Source organism: Serratia sp. YC16 (genome assembly GCF_009707615.1).
In the GTDB taxonomy this organism is placed as follows: Bacteria; Pseudomonadota; Gammaproteobacteria; order Enterobacterales; family Enterobacteriaceae; genus Serratia; species Serratia surfactantfaciens.
The window spans coordinates 409,185-428,916 of record NZ_WLYN01000001.1 but is presented as its reverse complement, the minus strand read 5'-3'; the positions used below and the strand labels follow the sequence as shown (position 1 = coordinate 428,916).

The window sequence follows — 19,732 nt, the reverse complement described above, 5'->3', positions numbered from 1 at the left end:
TCAGGCGGCCTTGCTAGTGTGTCTAATACTATCGTGAGGCTTTCTTAATACGTTTAAGGTATCGCGATATGCTCACCCTGCGTCAGCTTCGCCAGTTTCTTGCTGTTGCGGAGACCATGAATATCAGGAAAGCGGCAGAGCGCCTGCATATGGCTCAGCCGCCCCTTACCGCTGCGATCCGTCATATGGAAGAGGCGTTGGGCACCCGGCTTTTTGAACGAACCAATCGTATAACGGCGCTGACCCCGGCAGGCAAAGTGTTACAGAAAGAAGCGGTTGCGACGCTGATGCAGATGGAAAGGTCGATGTTGCTGACACGACGCGCCGGTCAGGGAATGACGGGGGCTTTGCGCATCGGTTTTGTAGCCTCCGCCGTCAGACATTTGCTTCCCGAAATGATCGCCCGTTTTCACTTTTCCTGTCCGGAGGTTGTCCTTGAACTGAAAGAAATGACCACCGCGCGGCAGGTCGTGAACCTATTGGAAGACACGCTTGACGTTGGCATTGCGGTTTTACCTGTTCCTGAATACGCCATACAAAAACTGTCCTGCCATCAATTTTTTAGCTGCCCGTTAATTGCCGTTTTGCCGAGTAAACATCCTGCCGGAACCCGCGGCACTCTGTCGCTTTCTGCTCTGGCCGGGGAGCCATGGGTATTGTTTCCGGAGCAGGAAGGGCCAGGTCTTTATCGCTCTATTATGAAGGCCTGTGAAGAGGCAGGATTTGTTCCTGATATTGTTCAGCGAGCCGTGCAGATGGAGACCCTCGTCGGCTTGGTTGCTTCGGGATTAGGAGTTAGCCTGGTCCCTGAATTCATGCAAAAAAGCGGTTGGGTAAACGTTTCTTTTTGCCGGCTCAGTGAAGGACAGATCCCGTATCAGGTTGCTTTGATTCATAAGCCGGAAAATACTAATCCTCACGTCGCAGATTTTGTCACAAACGCGGTTCCTTCACCGCCATTCGTGCCTACATAGAAGGCGCGCCTGAGGATCGATCAAACACGGCTATCCAAAGCCGTAAGCGCCACCGTGACCGCGGCCAACAACCGCGCTTGCGTGACGCCGTCACGGGCTTGAATCGACAAGCCGTGAAGGAAGACGGCGAAATAGTCCCCTAGGCTATCGGCGTCGGTGTCGGCCGGCAGTTCGCCGGTTTGCACCGCCTGGCGCAGCCGTTCGACGATTTGCTGCGTGCGCTGCAGCCGGTGCTCTGCCAGCCAGACTTTTAGCCCGTCGTTTTCTGCGCTGACGCTGGCGGCGGAGGAGACCACCATGCAGCCCTGCGGCAGATCCGGCCGGCTATAGAGCCGCACGGCATCTTCCAGCAGGCGTTTGATCGCCGGCCGAATGCCGCTTTCCTGCGTGAAGGCGCGATCGGCAAAGCCGCCTTCTGCGGTTTCGTAACTGGCGATCGCCTCGCGGAACAGCTGCTCTTTGGAACCAAACGCTTTGTAGATGCGGGCGGAAGCAATGCCCAGCTCCGCCACCAGATCCGACATCGAGGTGCCTTCGTAACCCTGCCGCCAGAATAAGTTTCGCGCCTTCAAGAGTGCCTGTTCGCGATCGAACTCGCGCGGTCTGCCTGCCATTCGCTGCTCCAATTTACCTGCCATTCAGCGACATAGGATCGCTTAAATCGGCGGGAATACCAATGCCTTTATAAATTTCGCTTGCGGTCGCCACGCTTTGCTCCTATTGTTTGTCAATCGACAACCAATAGGAGTTTACGATGAAAACCCTCAAAGGTCCAAGCCTGCATCTCGCGCAATTCAGCGATGACGCGGCGCCGTTCAACAGCCTGCCCGCCATTGCCGAGTGGGCGGCGCAGACCGGTTTTAGCGCGTTGCAGATCCCGGCCTGGGATCGGCGTTTATTCGACGTGGCCACCGCTGCGCAAAGCCAGACCTACTGCGACGATCTGACCGGCATGTTGGCGGAGCATGGGTTGGTGGTCAGCGAACTGACCAGCCATATTTTCGGTCAACTGATGGCGGTGCACCCGGCTTACGATGCGCTGTGCGACAGCTTCGCGCCGCCGGCGTTGCACGGCGATGCCAACGCGCGCAGCGAGTGGGCGCGGCAGCAAATGCTGTTGGCGGTAAAAGCCTCGGCGCGGCTCGGGCTCACTGAACTGGGCACTTTTTCCGGTTCGCTGGCCTGGCCCTATCTGTTCCCGTTCCCGCAGCGCCCGGCCGGGCTGATCGACACCGCGTTCGGCGAGCTGGCCAAACGCTGGCTGCCGGTGCTCAACGCCTGCGACGAGCAGGGCATCAACCTGTGCTACGAAATTCACCCGAGTGAAGATCTGCATGACGGCGTGACCTACGAGATGTTTCTGGAACGCGTCGGCCACCACCCACGTTGCCGGGTGCTGTTCGATCCGAGCCACATGGTGTTGCAACAGCTGAACTATCTGGAGTTTATCGATATTTATAAGGACGTTATCGGCATGTTCCACGTCAAGGACGCCGAGTTCAATCCGACCGGTCGGCAGGGCATTTACGGCGGCTATCAATCCTGGACCGATCGCGCCGGCCGCTTCCGCTCGCTGGGCGACGGCCAGGTCGATTTCAACGGCATATTTTCCCGGCTGACGCAGTACGGCTATCAGGGGTGGGCGACACTGGAGTGGGAGTGCTGCCTGAAAAACCCGCAGGACGGCGCGCGCGAAGGCGCGGCCTTCATTCGCGATCGCATCATCCATGTCACCGACAAAGTGTTCGATGACTTCGCCGGTGCGCCGGTCAACCCACAGCAGATCAATGCCTTGCTCGGCATTCGCTGAGCCTAACTCTTCAGGGAGTCACCCCATGAAACAACAAGAAAACGAGATCCTGTTGCAGGATCTCGGGGCGGAACACGTCTATACCCAGGTCAATGGCCAACGTATCCACTGCGTGATAGCCGGTGAAGGGCGGCCGGTGCTGCTGATCCCCGGCTGGCCGCAAACCTGGTACACCTGGCGCCATGTGATGCGTGCCCTGGCAGCGGCCGGTTTTCAGGCGATCGCCGTCGATCCGCCGGGCATCGGCGATTCGGACAGGCCCGTCGGCGGCTATGACACCGGCAGCGTCGGCGCGGCGTTGCACGCGATGATGGCGCAACTGGGCCATGAACGCTACCAACTGGTCGGCCACGACATCGGCATGTGGGTCGGTTATGCCATGGCGAGCGATTTCCCGCAGGCGGTGGAGCGCCTGGTGCTGACGGAGGCGGTAATCCCTGGCCTGGCGCCGCCGCCGCCGATTTTCGTTGCGCCGGAGGAGAACATCTTCCTGTGGCATTTCATGTTCAACCAGCTGGCGGATTTGCCGGAGACCCTGACCCAGGGGCGTGAACGGGAGTATCTCGGTTATATCTTCAACCGCTGGTCCTACCGGCGCGATCGGGTGGCGGCGGAGGTGTATATCGCCGCCTATTCGGCGCCGGGCGGATTGCGCGCCGGATTCGATTATTATCGCGCGATCCCGGAGACCGTTCGCCAGAACCGACTGCGCGCCGCCACGCCCTTGGCGATGCCGGTGCTGACCGTGGGGGCGGAGCACGCCACCGGTGACGCGCCGTTGACGACGTTGCAGGGCAATGCGTGCGATCTGCGGGGTGAAACGGTCGCCGGCTGCGGCCATTTCATCACCGAGGAGTGTCATGAGGCGTTTATCGCACTGATTACGCCGTTCCTGGCGGGAGAACAGCATGCCGCTTGATGAACGCATCGCCGCCTTTTTGACGGCATCGGCAGACGCACCGCCACCCGCTTCGCTGGCGGAAATGCGCGCGGCCACGGAAACCGGTTTGCGTCAGCTACAGGGCGAGGCGGAACCGAGTGGCGGGGTCAGGGATTTTACGATGGTTGCCACCGACGGACATCGGATTGCGCTGCGCGCTTATTTTCCTGCCGGGGAAAGGCACGCCGCTGCGCAGCCGGCGATGCTGTTCGCCCACGGCGGCGGCTGGTGCCTCGGTTCGCTGGCGCTGTACGATCGGCCCTGCCAGGCGCTGGCTAACGCCACCGGCCGGGTGATCCTGTCGGTCGATTATCGGCTGGCGCCGGAGTTTCCTTTTCCGCAGCCGCTGGAAGATGTCTATCAGGCGCTCTGTTGGGCTGCGCAACAGGCGCCGCAGTTAGGGATTGACGCTGAGCGCCTGGCGGTGGGCGGTGACAGCGCCGGGGGCAATCTGGCGGCAGCGGTTGCGCAGCTGGCGCGGGATCGTGGCGGCCCGCACATTGAACGTCAGCTGCTGCTGTATCCGGCGCTCAGCCGCGAGATGGCGACGACCAGCTATCGTGAGTTCGCCGAGGGGCACTTTCTGACGCGCGACGCGATGGTATTTTGTTGGCAGCAGTATCTGGCCCAGCGACGCGAACCCTACGGCGAACCGCTGCATGCCGCCACGCTGTGCGGGTTGCCGCCGGCCACCATCCTGAGCTGCGAATATGATCCGCTGCGCGATGAGGCCGAGCAGTATGCGCAGCGGCTGCGCGAGGCAGGCGTGCCGGTACGCTGCGAACGATTGCCGGGCCTGGTGCATGCCTGCATTCACATGCTGGGACTGACCCCGGCGGCACGACGGCTGTTCGAGCTGGCTTGCGAGTAAAAAGTTCACGCTAAGATGCGATGAACCATTCTTATCCCATTCGTTTGATGTTGCGTTATGAAAAGCAATAAAAATAGTGAGATAAGCAGGGTGTTGGGCGCCCTTGAAGACGCCGAACGCAGGCATAGCGCATTAGGAGAAACCGCCATGGACGGCGGTTTCAGGTGAGACAGGCAGGGACGCCTGTCGCAACCGGCCTCAATGCGGTATGGCGGAGAGAGGGAAGTTGGCAAAGCCAACCGTCTGATAGGGCAAAGGCGCGGGTTGCCAGGGGCCGCGCCTTCGGCCCCTGGCTCGGTCGAGGCGTATGAGCCTCATGGCGCATCTCACCTTTATCGACCGAAAACTGCACAAATACGTTCAGAAAAACGCTAACTAATCAGCATTACCCGCACTTATTCATCAGACACGCGATTAACGGCCGGCGACGGTGACGAAGCGGGTTTCCAGGTAGGACTCGATCGCTTCGCTGCCGCCTTCAGTGCCGTGGCCGGAGTCTTTCACGCCGCCAAACGGCGTTTCCGGCAGGCCGAAACCGATGTGGTTGATGCTCAGCATGCCGCTCTCCACGTCGCGCCCCAGCGCATTGACGGTGGCGATGTTGCGGCTGTAAGCGTAGGCGGCCAGCCCGTACGGCAGGCGGTTGGCTTCGGCGATCGCCTCGTCATAGGTGGCGAACGGACGCAGCAGGGCGACCGGGCCAAACGGCTCTTCCGACATGGCACGCGCGCTCAGCGGCACGTCGCGCAGCACCGTCGGCTCGAAGAAGTTGCCTTTGCCCGCCACGCGCTTGCCGCCGGTGCAAGCTTTCGCTCCGTGGGCGATGGCGTCCTGCACCAGCGCTTCGATATTGTCGACGCTGCGGCCCAGCACCATCGGTCCCATCGTTACGCCGTCTTCCAGCCCGTTGCCGAGTTTGAGTTCACGCACTGCGGCGGTGAATTTCTCCACGAAGGCCTCATAAACGCCTTGCTGGATCAGGAAACGGGTCGGGGCGATGCAGACCTGGCCGGCGTTGCGGAACTTCGACTGCGCCAGCTCTTTGGCTGCCGCGTCGAGATCGGCGTCGTCGAAGATCAGCACCGGCGCATGACCGCCCAGTTCCATGGTGGCCTTTTTCATATGCTGGCCGGCCAGCGCCGCCAGATGTTTGCCCACGCGGGTGGAGCCGGTGAAGGAGATCTTGCGAATGGTCGGATGCGGGATCAGGTATTCCGAGATTTCCGCCGGGGTGCCGTACACCAGCGCGATCACCCCGGCAGGAATACCGGCGTCGGCGAAGGCTTTAATCAGCTCAGCCGGGGAGGCCGGGGTTTCTTCCGGGCCTTTGACGATGATGGAACAACCCGCCGCCAGCGCGGCGGACAGCTTGCGCACGATCTGGTTGATCGGGAAGTTCCACGGCGTGAAGGCGGCCACCGGGCCGACCGGCAGCTTGAGGGTTTGCTGCTGCACGTCGCGGGCGCGGGACGGAATGATCTGCCCGTAGGTGCGGGTGGCTTCGCCGGCGAACCAGTCGATGACATCGGCGGCGTTGAGAATTTCAATTTTGGCCTGCGCCACCGGTTTGCCCTGTTCCTGCGTCATGATGGCGGCGATGGCGTTGGCGCGTTCGCGCAGCAGCGCAGCGGCTTTGCGCATCAGGTTGGCGCGCTGGTGCGCGGCGGTGTCGCGCCAGAGGTTAAATCCGCGCTCGGTGGCGGCCAGCGCCAGATCGAGATCCGCTGTGGCGGCGTGCGCCACTTGACCGATGACCTCGTCGGTGGCGGGGTTGGTGACCGGCAAGGTTTTCCCGGCCAGCGCGTTGCGCCATTGTCCGTCGATATACAGTTGAGTATCCGGATACATTGTTGCCTCTTGTTTGCGGAGTGTCAGGGGCCGATGAGCTTCGCGATGCGGCACGCCTGAATGGGACAGGGACCTTTAACCCTACGCCGAATGGCGGCGATCGTCCAGGCAAGGGGCACGAAAGGACCAGGGCAGCTACTCAATCGGCGATGTTTTGGCTATGCTGAGCAGATTGTCAGCACGGACGAGGAGGTCGGGTGCAAGGGGTTCCACAACAGTTTCCGTTCGAGAAGGATTGCGCGCAGTTTCGGCATTTGTCGCATCTGCCCGGCGTCGAACTCTATCAGGCGCACATTGAGCGCTATGCCTTCGAGCCGCATACCCATGACGCCTTCGCCATCGGCACCGTGGATACCGGAGCCGAGCGTTTCCGCTATCGCGGCGCGCAGCATTTGGCGGCGCCTGGGGCGTTGGTGCTGATGAACCCGGACGAGCTGCACACCGGCGAAGCCGAAACGCCGGGCGGTTGGTGTTACCGCATGCTCTATCTGGCGCCCGAGGCGCTGGAGCAGCTGTCCGGCGATCGGAGCCAGTGGTTTACCGATGCGGTGCGCCACGATCCGCGGGCGGCGCAGCGTCTGTCGGTCATTCTCGCCGCGCTGTGGCAAACCGAGGATCCGCTTACGCTCGACGGCCTGCTGCTGGAGGTGGTCGAGTTGCTGCAACCGCATATCCGCACCGGGCAACGACACAAAGCCGAGGCGGCGCACCGGTTCGATGTGGTGAAAAGCTACCTGCACGATAATTACGCCGAGGCCGTAACCCTCCACCAACTGGCCGATCTGGTCTCGCTCAGCCCCTACCATTTCCAGCGCAAGTTCAAGGCCGAATATCACGTCTCGCCGCAGCAGATGCTGATGGCGATCCGGCTGTCGCAGGCCAAACGCATGCTGGAGCGCGGCATGCCCGCCGCTCAGGTGGCGGCGGCGGCGGGGTTGACCGATCAGGCACATCTGACGCGCGCGTTCGCTAACCGTTACGGCGTCACGCCGGTGCGCTTCCAGAAACAGGTGAAATTGGGCTAAAACAGCAACCTGCTACAATCATTCCTCCCCGCGTTCTCGCTACTCTGCCGCTGTCTTGTCGGGCGGGTTGGCCGCACCGGCCGTTTGTCGGAGTCATTATGTTCATTGGCGTTGTATTTGCCCTGGCCGCCGGGCTGATGTGGGGCCTGATTTTCGTCGGCCCGCTGCTGGTGCCGGATTATCCCGCCGCGTTGCAGTCTACCGGGCGCTATCTGGCCTTTGGGCTGATCACCTTGCCGCTGGCCTGGTTCGATCGCCGTCGCCTGCGCAAGCTGCGGCGCCAGGATTGGCTGGAGGCGCTCAAGCTGACGGCCATCGGCAATCTGCTGTACTACCTGTGTTTGGCCAGCGCCATTCAGCGCACCGGCGCACCGGTCTCGACCATGATCATCGGCACTTTGCCGGTGGTGATCGCCATCTGCGCCAACCTGTTTTACGGCCGGCATGACGGGCGGCTGGCCTGGGGCAAGCTGGCGCCGGCGCTGCTGCTGATCGTCTGCGGGTTGGCGTGCGTGAACGTCGCCGAGTTGAGCAGCAACGCGCAAACGATCGACGGCTGGCGTTATCTCAGCGGCCTCGGGCTGGCGTTGCTGGCAGTAGCGTGCTGGACCTGGTTCCCGCTGCGGAATTCACGCTGGCTGCGGGAGAATCCGACGCAGCGGCCGGCCACCTGGGCCACGGCGCAGGGGCTGGCGACGTTGCCGCTGGCGCTGCTGGGCTATCTGGCGGTCTGCGGCCAGCTGGCGCTGAGCGAACCGGCGTTCGCCTTGCCGTTCGGCCCGCGCCCCGAGGTGTTTATTCCGCTGATGCTGATCATCGGCGTGTTCTGCTCCTGGCTGGGGGCGCTGTGCTGGAACGAAGCCAGCCAGCGGCTGCCGACGGTGTTGGTGGGGCCGCTCATTGTGTTCGAAATTTTGGCGGGGTTGGCCTATACCTTTCTGCTGCGCCAGACCTGGCCGCCGCTGCTGACGCTGGCCGGCATTGTCTGCCTGATCGCCGGCGTGGTGTACGCCATGCGCATCAAACCGCAGCCGATGGTGGTGGCGCTGGAGGAAAAGCAGGGGTGACGCCCGCCATGAAGGCGGGCGTGAGGATTAACGCTTGCTGTGGTGAATGATCTCTTCGGCCACGTTGCGCGGCGCTTCGGCGTAGTGGCTGAATTCCATGGTGTAGGTGGCACGGCCCTGCGACATCGAACGCAGGGTGGTCGAGTAACCGAACATCTCGGAAAGCGGCACCTTGGCGCGGATCTCCTTGCCGCCGCCGCCCGGGATCTCTTCCATGCCCTGCACCAGCCCACGGCGTGAGGAGAGGTCGCCCATCACGTTGCCGGCGTAATCCTCCGGCGTTTCCACCTCCACCGACATGATGGGTTCCAGGATCACCGGATCTGCCAGGCGGCAGGCTTCCTTGAAACCGAAGATCGCCGCCATGCGAAACGCCTGTTCCGACGAGTCGACGTCATGGTAAGAACCGAAGGTCAGGTGCACCTTGACGTCCACTACCTGGTAACCGGCCAGCACGCCGTTGTTCAGCGCCTCGAGCACGCCTTTTTTCACCGCCGGGATAAACTCGCCCGGAATGACGCCGCCCTTGATCTCATCGAAGAACTCGAAGCCCTTGCCGGGTTCGTTCGGCTCGACGGTCAGCACCACGTGGCCGTATTGCCCCTTGCCGCCGGACTGGCGCACGAACTTGCCTTCCACGTCGGCCACCCGTTTGCGGATGGTTTCGCGGTACGACACCTGCGGCTTGCCGGTGGTGGTCTCCACCCCGAATTCGCGGCGCATGCGATCGACGATAATCTCCAGGTGCAGCTCGCCCATGCCGTAGATGATGGTCTGGCCGGACTCTTCATCGGTGCGCACACGGAACGACGGATCCTCTGAAGAGAGGCGTTGCAGCGCGATGCCCATTTTCTCCTGGTCGCCCTTGGTCTTCGGCTCGATCGCCTGGGCGATCACCGGTTCAGGGAAGGTCATGCGCTCCAGCGTGATGATGGCGCCGGGATCGCACAGCGTATCGCCGGTGGTGACGTCCTTCAGGCCGACGCAGGCGGCGATGTCGCCGGCGTGCAGTTCGTCGATGTCCTTACGATCGTTGGCGTGCATCTGCACGATGCGACCGATACGCTCCTTTTTGCCCTTGATCGGGTTGTAAACGCTGCTGCCTTTGGCCAGCACCCCAGAGTAGACGCGCACGAAGGTCAGCTGGCCGACGAACGGATCGGTCATCAGTTTGAACGCCAGCGCCGAGAATTTCTCGTTGTCGTCGGCTTTGCGGGTGATGATTTCATCGTGTTCGCCGTGGCCTTCCATCGGCGGCACGTCGAGCGGCGAGGGCATCAGTTCGATCACCGCGTCCAGCATGCGCTGGACCCCTTTGTTGCGGAACGCCGAGCCGCACAGCATCGGCTGGATTTCACCGGCGACGGTGCGCACCCGCAGCCCGTGAACGATCTCCTCTTCACTCAGCGGCACCTGATTGAGGTATTTCTCCATCAATTCTTCCGAAGCTTCGGCGGCGGCCTCAATCATGTTTTCACGCCATTCCTGCGCCGAGTCGCGCAGGTCGGCCGGGATCTCTTCGAAGCTGAAGTTCATGCCCTGCGAGGCCTCGTCCCACAGAATGGCCTTCATCCGCACCAAATCCACCACGCCGCTGAAGTGATCTTCGGCGCCAATCGGGATAACGATCGGCACCGGGTTGGCTTTCAGGCGCTCGATCATCATTTTGCGCACGCGGAAAAAGTCCGCGCCGATGCGGTCCATCTTGTTAACGAACGCCAGCCGCGGCACTTTGTATTTGTTGGCCTGGCGCCAGACGGTTTCCGACTGCGGCTGCACGCCGCCCACCGAGTCGTAAACCATCACGGCGCCGTCCAGCACGCGCATCGAGCGCTCCACTTCAATGGTGAAATCGACGTGCCCGGGGGTGTCGATGATATTGATGCGGTGCTGCGGATAATTATGCTGCATGCCGTTCCAGAAGCAGGTCGTGGCCGCCGAGGTGATGGTGATGCCGCGTTCCTGTTCCTGCGCCATCCAGTCCATGGTCGCCGCGCCGTCATGCACTTCACCCAGCTTGTGGCTGACCCCGGTGTAAAACAGAATCCGCTCGGTGGTGGTGGTCTTGCCGGCATCGATGTGCGCGGAGATGCCGATATTGCGGTAACGTTCGATAGGGGTGGTGCGAGCCATAATCAACCTTTCTTAGCCGCGTGAAGGAGAGCGGCTTAAACAGCATGGATAATGGTGATAATCCTCATAGGGTTATCTGCCGGATCGCAGAGCCTTGCTCTGGTCACAAACTAATCGTAGTTGAAGGCGTTGGTTTTTTTAAGCGATGGCTGTGATAGATGAAAGTTTGCGCACAGGTGAAGAAAGGGCGAAAAAAAGGCCCGTAGCGGGCCTGTTGTCGAACGGCGCATTCGCCGCTTATTTGCGCCCCAGCAAGAAGCCGAAAACGATGCCGACCGCTGCCGCCACGGCCACGCCGGCCAGCGGGTTAGCTTCCACCTGGGTTCTTACGCTATCCGCTGCGTCTCGGGCGGCATAGCTGGCCTGGGAGGCGTATTTGCGCGCCGCGCCGCGCACCTGATGCTCCGGTGAATCGACGGCTTTGCCGAACGCCTCTTCTACCGCGCCTGCGGCTTGATTGGCTTTGTCTTCCGCTTTTCCAAACATGCTATTCTCCTGTTCCTTGTGAGTACAACGAACCTTAAGCCTAGCAGGTGAACGGCGTTTTTTGCAGCATGCTGTGCGTTATAAGAGCAATCCGAGCAGGGGAATATCTTGCCGGCCATACGGCGACGGCTTCACCCGCGCGGCTTTTTGTGTTCTATTGGCTAGCGGTTTAACCGGGTATCGTTAACCTTTGACCGATTCGTTGAGTTGAAAGGACTCCCCATGTCAGTACTGCGTATTCTGGCGCTGCTCGCCGCGGCCACCGCCACGTTGCCCGCCCAGGCCAAGCCTGCGGCTCACGGCGCGGCGGCCGAAAACGGCATCCGTTGGCAATCTTGTCTCAACAGCGGTTTTCAGCGTTGGTTCGATGAGCCGCCGACGCCGGGGCTGCGCTGTGGCTACCTCGAGGCGCCGCTGGCGTACGCCACGCCGCCCGCTCATGCGGCGCAGCCGGGGGAAGCGACCGTGCGTCTGGCGTTAACTCTGTTGCCGGCAACCGGGCCGAAAAAGGGCAGCCTGGTGGTGATCAGCGGCGGGCCGGGTCTACCGGGCATCAATCCTGATTTGGGCAACGACGCCCAGATCGCCAGACTGCGCAAATCCTACGATATCATCGGTTACGATCCGCGTGGCGTCGGTCAGTCGACGCCGAAAATATCTTGTCAGGTGGCCGAAGGCGACGAAACCCCGACGCCGGACGACAACGACGTGGCCGGCGCAGAGCATCAGACGCGCACCCTGATCGCCGCCTGTATCAAACAGACCGGCGCGGACGTGCTGCAACATATCGGCACCGACGAGGCGGTCAACGATCTGAACGTGATTCGCCACGCGCTGGGCGAGCCGGGGCTGACGGCGGTGGCGTACTCTTATGGCACCAAGGTGGCGGCGTTGTATGCCGAACGTTTCCCGAAGAAAACGCGCGCACTGGTGCTGGACGGCGTGGTAGACCTGGCGGAAGACGACTTCACCCAGCGCATGAACCAGGAGCGAGGCTTCCAGCAAAGCTTCCTGCGCTTCGCCGCCTACTGTGGTAAAACCGACAGCTGCCAGCTTGGCGGCGGCGCGAATCAGGCGCTGCAGCGCTATCACGCCCTGCTGCGCAAGCTGCACGATCAACCGTTCGTCACCGCTGCGGGCTATGAAATCTCCGCCGACGATGTGCTGACGGTCACGCGTTCGTTGCTGTTGTGGCCGGAACGCTGGCATGAGCTGGCGACCGTGCTGCGTCAGCTCGATGCCGGCATTGCCGGGCAGCAGGTTTCCGATCTGATCGACGAAAGTTACTCGCCGGACGCCGATGACGCCCTGAACGTCATTACCTGCGCCGACGTCGCCAACCCGACGGCCGATCCGCAGTTGTTGCGCCGACAGCGGCAAGAGATCAATACCGCCGCCCTGTATGCCCACTATCTGCCGCTGCACGAATATCCGCTGGAAATGTGCGATCTGTGGCCGTATCGCGGCAAAGATCGGCCGCACACGCCGGTGGCGTCCGCCGCGCTGCCGCCGCTGCTGTTTGTCGCCCAGCGTTACGATCCGACCACCCCGTACCGCAACGCCCAGGCGATGGCCGCGGCCTTCAAAAGCCCGTTAATCACCCGCGAGCGCGACGGCCATACGCTGGCGCTGAACGGCGTCGACAGCTGCGTCGATGAAAGCGTGGTGGATTATCTGCTGGCGCCGAAAAAGCCGCGCCGCGACAAGATTTGCCGCTGAGCGGGCCGGGCGTTAGCCCGGCCTTGGCGTGTCGTTTAAAACCGTATCTCTTCCGCCAGCGCCAACGTCACGAACGGCCCCGACAGGGTCTGGTTGTGATGCCGGATAATAGCTGCGGCGCCAAGCGTCGCCGTGTCCGAACAGCTATGGGCGTCGGCGGCCAGGACCATGTCAAATCCCAACTCCGCGCCGTGCCGGCAGGCGGTGTCTACGCAGTATTGCGTTTTCATGCCCGAAATCACCAACCGACCGATGCCGGCTTGCTTGAGCCGTTCCGCCAGGCCAGTCTGGTGAAAGCTGCTGGGGCGGGTTTTATCGATAAACCAGTCGGCCTGCACATCGGTTTGCAGAGCGGGGTGAACCTGCCACAGCGGGCTGTTTACGGCGATGGGCGATCCCGCCGGCCCCGTGTGACGAATAAACACCACGGGCGCGTTCGCCGCTCGCGCGGCGCGTATCAACGCATTGGTCTTTTCCAGCAGGCTTTCGGCGGCAAACGGCAGATCGTTCGGCGAGGCGAACAGACCGACTTGCATATCGATAACCAGCAGAGCGCTGCGTAGTGCAGGGATAGTTGGCATTTGTCTTCTCCGTCATGATATTGCCGGCATGCACGGAGAAGCGAAAACCCCGTCCATGGCTGGCGGGGCTTAGGGATACGTCGTTAGCTGATGCGCACCCGTGCAGCCCGCCATGGCGTGGCGGTTGCGGTGGTGGTGAGGACGTGCGCAATGCGATTCATAGCGTTGATAATGCGCGGCGGCGAGGGAAGCGTCAAGAGGCTTCCCCCTCGGTGTCAACCGGCAAAAATATGCGCCTGGCCCATCACGTTGAGATTGACCTGAGAACCGGGCTGCAGGCCTTCGCGGCTGACGGTTTTGATCTCGAGCTGTGCGCCGCCGGCGGCCATTTGCAGGTTGAGGGTGGAGACGAAGCCGGCAAAATCGATGCCGGTGATCACCGCCTGGCCGCGCTGCGCCGGATCGGACAAACCGATTTGAATCTGCTCCGGGCGCAGCATGATGCGCGCCGGGCCGCTGCGCTGGCGATCGTCGACGGCGATGCGGCCCAATGCGCAGTCGGCCCAGCCGTGCGCCAGTTCGGCGGTCAGCACCAGCGTTTCGCCGAGGAAGCTGGCGGTCGGTTCATCGACCGGGCGCAGATAGAGATCCTGCGGCGCGCCCACCTGCGCCAGCCGGCCGTTGCGCATCACCGCCACCTGATCGGCGAACGACAGCGCTTCGCTCTGATCGTGCGTGACCAGAATCGACGCTACGCCGGCTTCTGTCAGCAGCTCGGCCACCGCCTTGCGGGTGGCGGCGCGCAGGCCGGTATCCAGCGCTGAAAACGGCTCGTCCAGCAGCATCAACCGAGGTTGCTGCGACAGGGCGCGCGCCAGCGCAACTCGCTGCTGCTGCCCGCCGGACAGTTCATGCGGCCACAGGGCCGCCAGACGGCGATCCAGCGCCACCATGTCCATTAACGCCTCGATGCGATGCTGTTTCTCGCGTTTGCTGCCCTTGAGGCCAAAACCGATGTTGCCGGCGACGGTAAAGTGCGGGAACAGCGCGCCATCCTGCGGGACGAAGCCGATGCCGCGCAGATGCGCCGGCACCCAGCCGTCGCCGTTGCCCATGGCTTGCCCCTGCAGCAGGATTTGGCCGCCGTCCGGGATTTCAAAGCCGGCGATAATGCGCAGCAGGGTGGTTTTGCCGGAGCCGGATGGGCCGACGATCGCCGTGCGGCTGCCGGCGGCAACCTGCAGATCGATGTGTTCCAGTACCCTGATGGCGTTGTAAGATTTTTCGATACCGTGCAGTTCGAGCGTGCTCATAGTCCCGCCGTGCGTTTAGATTGAGAATAAAGAAGCCAGGTGAGCGGCAATGACAGCGCCACCATAATCAGCGCATAAGGCGCGGCGGCGACGTAGTCGATCTCGCTGGTCAGCGCCCAAAAGCCGGTGGCCAGCGTGCGGGTGCCGTTCGGCGCCAGCAGCAGCGTGGCGGTCAGTTCATTGGCGATCGCCAGGAACACCAGCGCCGCGCCCGCAGCGGCTCCCGGCGCCGCCAGCCGCAGCGTGGTACTCCACAGCGCCTGCGCCGGCGATTTGCCCAGGCTGCGCGCCACATTTTCCAATTCCACCGGCGCCTGTGCGATGCCGGCGCGCAGATTGATCAGCGCCCGCGGCATAAACATCAGCAGATACGCCAGCAGCAGGGTGATTTCGGTTTGGTAAATCGGCCGGAAGCTGTGAATGGTGATGGTCACCAGCGCCAGCGCCACCACGATGCCTGGCAGCGAACTGGTCACGTAGTTGCAGCCTTCCAGCACCCGGTACAGCCGGGCCGGATAGCGCACCGACAGCCAGGCCATCGGAATGGCGCACAGCGTAATCAGCAGCGCGCCGGCGGCGGAAAGCGACAGCGTTTGCCACAGTGCGGGCCACAGATCGGCGTTGCGCCACACCTCGAATCCGCCCAGCCACAGCCAGCGGGCCAGGGTGATGAAAGGCACGCCCAGCGCCAGCGCAGTCAGTGAGAAAGGCAGCAGCAGCGCCAGCGCGGCGAGTGGCGGCGAAAGGCGGCGCGGCGTTTGGCTGCGGGCGCTGCCGGAACCGACGCGGGCATAGCGTGCGCGGCCGCGGCTGAGCGCCTCAAGCAACAGCAGGCCCAAACAGCACAGCACCAATACGCCGGCCAGCATGTTGGCCGCTGGGCCGTTGAAGGTCGACTGGAATTGATCGAAGATCGCGGTGGTGAAGGTATCGAAACGGATCATGGCATACAGGCCATACTCCGCCAGCAGGTGCAGCGCGATCAGCAGGGAACCGCCCCAGACCGCCAGCTTCAGCTGAGGCAGCACCACGCGGAAAAACACCGCCAGCGGCCGTGATCCGAGCGAAGTGGCGACGTCTTCGATGCCGGGATCCAGGCGACGCAGCACCGCGGCGGCAGGCAGATAGATAAACGGGAAATAGGCGAGCACCGAGATGAACACCCCGGCACCCAGGCCATGCATCGACGGCACCAGGCTGATCCAGGCATAGCTTTGCACAAAGGCCGGCACCGCCAGCGGCGCGGTGGCCAATATCGCCCACAGACGGCGGCCCGGCAGCGAGGTGCGCTCGGTCAACCAGGCCAGTGCCACGCCGAGCACGGCGCAAATCGGCAGCGTCAACACCACCAACAGCAGGGTGTTCAACAGCAGTTCCGCCACGCGCGGGCGGAAAACCAGAGCTTTGACCGTTTGCCAGCCGGTTTCAAACGCCACGCCGATAACGAATCCCAGCGGCAACAGCGCTAGCAGCGACAGCAACACGGCGCTGGCGACCACGATCGGCCCTGGCCGCTGGTGACGAGGGACAGAAGAATAACGCCGCGCGGTCTGCGCGGCGTGGGTACTCAGGTTTGACATAACGATCAACAACTCTCGGTTTGCCGGCGGGCCTTACAGCAGGCCGGCTTCGGTCATCAGTTCGACAACTTTCTTGCTGTTCAGCTGCGCGGCGTCGACCTTCGGCGCGTCCAGCTCTTTCAGCGGCACCAGTTTCGGATTGGAGGCCGCGCCGACGCCCACGGCGTATTCGAAGGCGTTATTGGTGCGCAGGATCTCCTGGCCCTGTTTGCCGGTGATCCACTTGATAAACGCCTGAGCCTGCTGCTGATGCTTGCTGGAAGCCAGCACGCCGCCGCCGGAGATGCTGACGAACGCGCCCGGATCCTGGTGTTTGAAGTAGTACAGCTTGATGTTGTTGCTGTTTTCGCCGGTTTTGGCGCCGTCCACGAACGGGTAGTAGTGATAGATCACGCCGCTGTCGACCTGGCCGGCATTGACCGCTTTCATCACGGTGCTGTTGCCCTTATAGGCGGTGAAGTTGGTTTTCATCGCTTTCAGCCACTCCAGCGTCGCTTTCTCGCCTTTCAGCGCCAGCAGCGCGCTGACGATCGCCTGAAAATCGGCGCCCGACGGCGAAGCGGCCCAGCGGCCTTTCCATTCCGGCTTGGCCAGATCCAGCAGCGACTTAGGCAGCTGTGCGTCGGTCAGCTTGGCCGGGTTGTAGACAAATACGGTAGAGCGGGCGGCGATGCCGATCCAGCGGCCGTGGCTTGGGCGATATTGCGGTTCCACCTGGGCCAGCGTCGCGGCGTCCAACGGGGCGAACAGCTTGGCGTTGTCCACCAACACCATCGCCGGGGAGTTTTCCGTCAGGAAGACGTCGGCAGGCGAAGCGCTGCCTTCCTGCACCAGTTGATTGCCCAATTCGCTGTCGCCGCCGTTGCGCAGCGTCACCTTGATGCCGGTGTCTTTGGTAAAACCGTCGACCCAGGATTTCACCAGATTTTCATGCTGGGCGTTGTAAATAACGATGCCCTGGTCGGCGGAGGCCGCCTGAGCGCCGAAGGCCAGCATCATCGAGGAGGCGAGCAGGGCGACAGGGCCGAGAGATGAAATACGCAGCTTCATGCAGTTATCCTTTTTTAGCGTTCGAATGAGGAAAACGAATATCGCCTGGCAAGCGCAAGCAGCCCGATTTTAGCCAAGAACATCAATAATGATAGTGAAAACGATTCGTATTAAATTATTTTTGACGATCGCTCACAAAATGAATTGCCCTAAGGATAAGTTAAGTTTCGGCTGGAATAATCTGGATTGATTGCCCGCATTATTTTTCTGCCGATTCTCTCTATGTCTGTTCGACAATGCCCGTCCTCGTGCTGTTTCTCCGGTTTATCGCCGCTCTCTGGTTAATACCCCTTTGATAATGAAAGAAATTCAACACCGCTTTTGGTTATGACTCATAGCGATTAATGATTTAATTTATTCCACTACCTCATTGCATATTGAGCGCGATAAAACACTCATCAGGGATATCGACGTGAAATATTCATTCAATAGCAATAAATTGGCTGGTTTAATCTTCCTGGCTTTTAACGCGACGTTCGCTCAGGCCGCCGAGGTGCCGGCAGGCGCTAAACTGGCGCCGGTACAGGAACTGGTGCGCGCCAACGGGTATGAACCGGCGACGCTGGATCCGAACCTGGCCGAGAGCAACGTGGAGTTCTATATCTTCAACGATCTGTTCGAAGGTTTGCTGCGCGTCGGGAAAGACGGCGAAGCGATCCCGGCGCTGGCACAGAACTGGGAGCACCAGGGCAACGTCTGGACCTTCCATTTGCGGCCGCAGGCCAAATGGTCGAACGGCGATCCGGTGACCGCCGACGATTTCGTCTACAGCTGGCGGCGCCTCACCGATCCGAAAACCGCCTCGCCGTACGGCAGCTATCTGGCTTCGGCCTACGTGCTGAATGCCGCAGCGATCAACGCCGGCAGCAAACCGCCGAGCGAGCTGGGCGTCAAAGCGCTGGATGCGTACACTCTGCAGGTCACGCTGTCGGAGCCCAATTCCTATCTGCTCAAGCAACTGGTGCATTTCCCGGTTTTGCCGGTTAACCGCAAGGTGGTGGAGCAGTACGGCAAAAACTGGACGCAGCCGGCGCACTTTGTCGGTAACGGGGCGTTTCGCCTTAGTCAGTGGGTAGTGAACGAAAAGGTGGTGGTGGAACGTAACCCGCAGTATTGGGATAACGCCAATACCGTACTCAACAAGGTGACCTTTTTGCCGATCCAGGGCTTCCCTGAAGTGGCGCGTTTTCGCGCCGGTGAGGTTGAGTTGGGATATACCACGCCACCGGAGTTGTATCAGCAGCTGAAAAAAACGCTCGGCGAGCAGCAGTTGGTGACTTATCCGCTGCTTTCCACCAGTTATTTCGCTTTCAATAATCAGCAGGCGCCGTTTAACGATGTGCGAGTGCGCCAGGCGTTGAACCTGGGGCTGGATAAAGAGATCATCGCCGGTAAAGTGTTGGGATACGGCCAACAGCCGGCCTGGACTTTTACCCCTACCGGGGCGGGCGGCTATAGCCTGCAGGCCGGCAGCGCCGCCGGCTGGACGCCCGAGCAACGGCACGCCCAGGCGAAGCAATTGCTGACGGAGGCCGGTTTCAACGCCGAGAATCCGCTGCGCTTTACCGTGTTGTACAGCAATGACGCCACCATCAAGAAGATCGTCATCGCCGCCGCCGCTATGTGGAAAAAGAACCTCGGCGTGGAGGCCACCTTGCAAAGCCAGGAGCGTAAAGTGACGCTGGACAATATCAACCGTGGGCAGTACAGCGTGGCCTTTACTCGTTGGCTGGCGGATTATAACGATCCTTCCACCTTCCTGAACGTGTTCCGCTCCGACAGCAGCGAGAACAGCCCCAAATACCGCAATCCGCACTACGATCGCATTCTGCATCAGGCGACGGCGGCGCAGACGCCGCAGCAGGTGCAGCACAACTTCCAGCAGGCCGAAGCGGTGCTGGCCGCCGATACGCCGGTGGTGCCGGTGTACTATGAGGCTAACGCCACGCTCATCAAACCTTACGTGAAGGGGATAGACTTTACCCGCCAGGGCGCTTTATACGATAAAAACGTCTACATTCTCGAACACTGAAAAATAAAAAACGGCTGATTTATATCAGCCGTTTTTATAAATGGCCGTTTAATAACATTATCCTAAATACTCCATAAACAACGGGCGATCTTTTCTTCCCGCCGGATAAAACACCGCCTATACTGCGCCGGTAGTTTATATGCAGTATCTCGTTTGGCGAGGCTCCTATACAAACACAGGTTACTGATCTGACGACATCGAGAGATGCCCAAGGTTAAGACAGGCTTTATCGGATTAAGGTTCAGCCCAAAGTAACTTCCGAGCAACAACTCGGATACGTTGTATAGTGCTAAAACCTGGACGCGGAGATAGGCAGTCTGCACTCCCTCTGTGGTTACGCCCCTATGCGATTCGCTGTTGAAG

Annotated in this window: 16 protein-coding genes and 1 riboswitch; of the genes, 8 read left to right on the top strand and 8 right to left on the bottom strand. The window is 61.3% G+C overall.

All coding sequences use genetic code 11. From position 1 onward, the window contains the following. The first annotated feature begins 68 nt into the window (after positions 1-68). Positions 69-974 carry a LysR family transcriptional regulator gene (locus tag GKN89_RS01990; protein WP_154746242.1) on the top strand — a complete coding sequence of 302 codons (906 nt, stop codon included), beginning with the start codon at positions 69-71 and terminating at the stop codon, positions 972-974. Between the two features lie 20 nt (positions 975-994). Here the strand turns inward: GKN89_RS01990 and GKN89_RS01985 are convergent, their stop codons facing one another. Beyond that, on the bottom strand, positions 995-1,588 hold the full coding sequence (locus GKN89_RS01985) for a TetR/AcrR family transcriptional regulator (RefSeq protein ID WP_154746241.1): 594 nt from the start codon (positions 1,586-1,588) through the stop codon (positions 995-997). A gap of 140 nt (positions 1,589-1,728) precedes the next feature. Here GKN89_RS01985 and GKN89_RS01980 point away from each other — a divergent pair, with 140 nt between their 5' ends. From GKN89_RS01980 to GKN89_RS01970, 3 genes are read left to right on the top strand one after another with little or no spacing between them, the layout of a single operon-like run. Next, entirely contained in the window at positions 1,729-2,784 is a 1,056-nt protein-coding gene (locus GKN89_RS01980) for a sugar phosphate isomerase/epimerase (protein ID WP_063919517.1), read from the top strand. Between the two features lie 25 nt (positions 2,785-2,809). Beyond that, on the top strand, positions 2,810-3,703 hold the full coding sequence (locus tag GKN89_RS01975; protein WP_019455439.1) for an alpha/beta fold hydrolase: 894 nt from the start codon (positions 2,810-2,812) through the stop codon (positions 3,701-3,703). Continuing rightward, positions 3,693-4,595, top strand: a complete 903-nt coding sequence (locus GKN89_RS01970) for an alpha/beta hydrolase (RefSeq protein ID WP_019455438.1) — start codon at positions 3,693-3,695, stop codon at positions 4,593-4,595. Before GKN89_RS01975 ends, GKN89_RS01970 begins: the two co-directional genes overlap by 11 nt. A 414-nt stretch (positions 4,596-5,009) precedes the next feature. On the opposite strand, the gene GKN89_RS01965 is transcribed toward GKN89_RS01970, so the two are convergent. Continuing rightward, positions 5,010-6,443, bottom strand: coding sequence for an NAD-dependent succinate-semialdehyde dehydrogenase (locus GKN89_RS01965; protein WP_074054156.1), 1,434 nt, complete (start codon positions 6,441-6,443; stop codon positions 5,010-5,012). A gap of 197 nt (positions 6,444-6,640) precedes the next feature. On the opposite strand from GKN89_RS01965, the gene GKN89_RS01960 reads away from it, so the two are divergent. Next, complete coding sequence (locus GKN89_RS01960) at positions 6,641-7,468, top strand: AraC family transcriptional regulator (protein WP_309530347.1); 828 nt, start codon at positions 6,641-6,643, stop codon at positions 7,466-7,468. A gap of 98 nt (positions 7,469-7,566) precedes the next feature. Next, positions 7,567-8,535, top strand: coding sequence for a DMT family transporter (locus tag GKN89_RS01955; RefSeq protein WP_019455435.1), 969 nt, complete (start codon positions 7,567-7,569; stop codon positions 8,533-8,535). A 27-nt stretch (positions 8,536-8,562) separates the two neighbouring features. Here GKN89_RS01955 and fusA read toward each other — a convergent pair whose 3' ends face one another. Next, positions 8,563-10,668, bottom strand: a complete 2,106-nt coding sequence (gene fusA, locus GKN89_RS01950) for an elongation factor G (RefSeq protein ID WP_019455434.1) — start codon at positions 10,666-10,668, stop codon at positions 8,563-8,565. Positions 10,669-10,905: 237 nt separating this feature from the next. Then, positions 10,906-11,154 carry a DUF883 family protein gene (locus GKN89_RS01945; RefSeq protein ID WP_019455433.1) on the bottom strand — a complete coding sequence of 83 codons (249 nt, stop codon included), beginning with the start codon at positions 11,152-11,154 and terminating at the stop codon, positions 10,906-10,908. 222 nt (positions 11,155-11,376) lie between these two features. On the opposite strand from GKN89_RS01945, the gene GKN89_RS01940 reads away from it, so the two are divergent. Then, a complete protein-coding gene (locus tag GKN89_RS01940; protein WP_019455432.1) occupies positions 11,377-12,873 on the top strand; it encodes an alpha/beta hydrolase in 1,497 nt (498 codons plus the stop codon). A gap of 35 nt (positions 12,874-12,908) precedes the next feature. On the opposite strand, the gene GKN89_RS01935 is transcribed toward GKN89_RS01940, so the two are convergent. From GKN89_RS01935 to GKN89_RS01920, 4 genes are all read right to left on the bottom strand, one after another. Continuing rightward, a complete protein-coding gene (locus tag GKN89_RS01935) occupies positions 12,909-13,454 on the bottom strand; it encodes a cysteine hydrolase family protein (protein ID WP_019455431.1) in 546 nt (181 codons plus the stop codon). Positions 13,455-13,669: 215 nt separating this feature from the next. Beyond that, complete coding sequence (locus GKN89_RS01930) at positions 13,670-14,707, bottom strand: ABC transporter ATP-binding protein (RefSeq protein ID WP_154746240.1); 1,038 nt, start codon at positions 14,705-14,707, stop codon at positions 13,670-13,672. Beyond that, complete coding sequence (locus tag GKN89_RS01925; RefSeq protein WP_154746239.1) at positions 14,704-16,287, bottom strand: iron ABC transporter permease; 1,584 nt, start codon at positions 16,285-16,287, stop codon at positions 14,704-14,706. The genes GKN89_RS01930 and GKN89_RS01925 overlap by 4 nt, the downstream gene beginning before the upstream one ends. 33 nt (positions 16,288-16,320) lie before the next feature. Next, positions 16,321-17,337, bottom strand: a complete 1,017-nt coding sequence (locus GKN89_RS01920; RefSeq protein WP_063919511.1) for an iron ABC transporter substrate-binding protein — start codon at positions 17,335-17,337, stop codon at positions 16,321-16,323. A 412-nt stretch (positions 17,338-17,749) separates the two neighbouring features. On the opposite strand from GKN89_RS01920, the gene GKN89_RS01915 reads away from it, so the two are divergent. After that, positions 17,750-19,369, top strand: coding sequence for an ABC transporter substrate-binding protein (locus GKN89_RS01915; protein WP_370520141.1), 1,620 nt, complete (start codon positions 17,750-17,752; stop codon positions 19,367-19,369). Between the two features lie 141 nt (positions 19,370-19,510). Beyond that, positions 19,511-19,684, top strand: a riboswitch (M-box (ykoK) riboswitch). Positions 19,685-19,732 lie beyond the last annotated feature (48 nt).

What these genes read in the sequence shown, in the direction of transcription:
- GKN89_RS01990 (WP_154746242.1), top strand. Translation starts at nt 69, where the DNA reads ATGCTCACCCTGCGTCAGCTTCGCCAGTTTCTTGCTGTTGCGGAGACC.
- GKN89_RS01985 (WP_154746241.1), bottom strand. Translation starts at nt 1,588, where the DNA reads ATGGCAGGCAGACCGCGCGAGTTCGATCGCGAACAGGCACTCTTGAAG.
- GKN89_RS01980 (WP_063919517.1), top strand. Translation starts at nt 1,729, where the DNA reads ATGAAAACCCTCAAAGGTCCAAGCCTGCATCTCGCGCAATTCAGCGAT.
- GKN89_RS01975 (WP_019455439.1), top strand. Translation starts at nt 2,810, where the DNA reads ATGAAACAACAAGAAAACGAGATCCTGTTGCAGGATCTCGGGGCGGAA.
- GKN89_RS01970 (WP_019455438.1), top strand. Translation starts at nt 3,693, where the DNA reads ATGCCGCTTGATGAACGCATCGCCGCCTTTTTGACGGCATCGGCAGAC.
- GKN89_RS01965 (WP_074054156.1), bottom strand. Translation starts at nt 6,443, where the DNA reads ATGTATCCGGATACTCAACTGTATATCGACGGACAATGGCGCAACGCG.
- GKN89_RS01955 (WP_019455435.1), top strand. Translation starts at nt 7,567, where the DNA reads ATGTTCATTGGCGTTGTATTTGCCCTGGCCGCCGGGCTGATGTGGGGC.
- fusA (WP_019455434.1), bottom strand. Translation starts at nt 10,668, where the DNA reads ATGGCTCGCACCACCCCTATCGAACGTTACCGCAATATCGGCATCTCC.
- GKN89_RS01945 (WP_019455433.1), bottom strand. Translation starts at nt 11,154, where the DNA reads ATGTTTGGAAAAGCGGAAGACAAAGCCAATCAAGCCGCAGGCGCGGTA.
- GKN89_RS01940 (WP_019455432.1), top strand. Translation starts at nt 11,377, where the DNA reads ATGTCAGTACTGCGTATTCTGGCGCTGCTCGCCGCGGCCACCGCCACG.
- GKN89_RS01935 (WP_019455431.1), bottom strand. Translation starts at nt 13,454, where the DNA reads ATGCCAACTATCCCTGCACTACGCAGCGCTCTGCTGGTTATCGATATG.
- GKN89_RS01930 (WP_154746240.1), bottom strand. Translation starts at nt 14,707, where the DNA reads ATGAGCACGCTCGAACTGCACGGTATCGAAAAATCTTACAACGCCATC.
- GKN89_RS01925 (WP_154746239.1), bottom strand. Translation starts at nt 16,287, where the DNA reads ATGTCAAACCTGAGTACCCACGCCGCGCAGACCGCGCGGCGTTATTCT.
- GKN89_RS01920 (WP_063919511.1), bottom strand. Translation starts at nt 17,337, where the DNA reads ATGAAGCTGCGTATTTCATCTCTCGGCCCTGTCGCCCTGCTCGCCTCC.